The sequence below is a fragment of the Adhaeribacter aerolatus genome (genome assembly GCF_007991635.1).
GTDB classification, from domain to species: Bacteria; Bacteroidota; Bacteroidia; order Cytophagales; family Hymenobacteraceae; genus Adhaeribacter; species Adhaeribacter aerolatus.
The window spans coordinates 1-789 of sequence record NZ_BJYS01000092.1 but is presented as its reverse complement, the minus strand read 5'-3'; the positions used below and the strand labels follow the sequence as shown (position 1 = coordinate 789).

The following is a 789-nucleotide window of genomic DNA, read 5'->3' as shown; positions in this document are numbered from 1 at the left end:
GGGGGGTACCAACGGCGCGATTGACTTAACCGTGGTGGGCGGCGTAGTACCGGCCACTTACCAGTGGAGCAACGGGGCGACCACCGAAGATTTGACGGGGGTAGCCGCCGGTACTTACACCGTCATCGTGACCGATGCGTTCGGCCGCAAAGCCACCACCACCGTGGTGGTGGGCGAAGTAGGCGCCCCGCTTACCTTATCGAGCACGCACCAGAATGTCTCGGCGGCCGGCAAGCAGGATGGTTCGGTGGATTTAACCGTCACCGGGGGCATGGGTCCTTATACGTATAGTTGGAACAGCGGGGCGGTAACCGAAGACCTGCACGTTGCGGTACCGGGGGATTACACCGTAACCGTGACTGATGCGATGGGGGCCACCGCCACAACGATGGTACGGGTAGAAGTAGGCCGCACCCCGATTACCATGGCGCGCCGACCCGCTACCGGGGATGACTTGTTCTCGGCTACTACTGGTTTAACGGCTTACCCCAACCCCGTGGTAGAGAGGGCAACCGTCAACTTTAGCTTAGCCACCCCGGGGCCGTATACCTTAGACTTGTACGACCTGCGGGGCAGCAAAGTAAAAACGCTCGCCAGCGGCACGGCTAAAGCGAACCAGAACTTAACCGTAGACGTGAACGTGGCCGGCTATGCCCAAGGGGTTTACCTGCTCAAACTTGTCACCGACCAAGGCTCTTCCTCCAAACGCCTGCTGGTGGGAAGATAAGCTAACCGGCTGCTAATCGACCCTACTGTACCTTTTGGCTTTGATGGTAAACTCCCCGGCTC

1 protein-coding gene is annotated in these 789 nt (G+C 59.4%); it reads left to right on the top strand.

What is annotated here, in order from left to right; all coding sequences use genetic code 11:
- Positions 1-727 (top strand): T9SS type A sorting domain-containing protein (locus tag AAE02nite_RS26125; protein WP_146905887.1); only part of this gene is annotated, 727 nt, incomplete at its 5' end.
- Positions 728-789 lie beyond the last annotated feature (62 nt).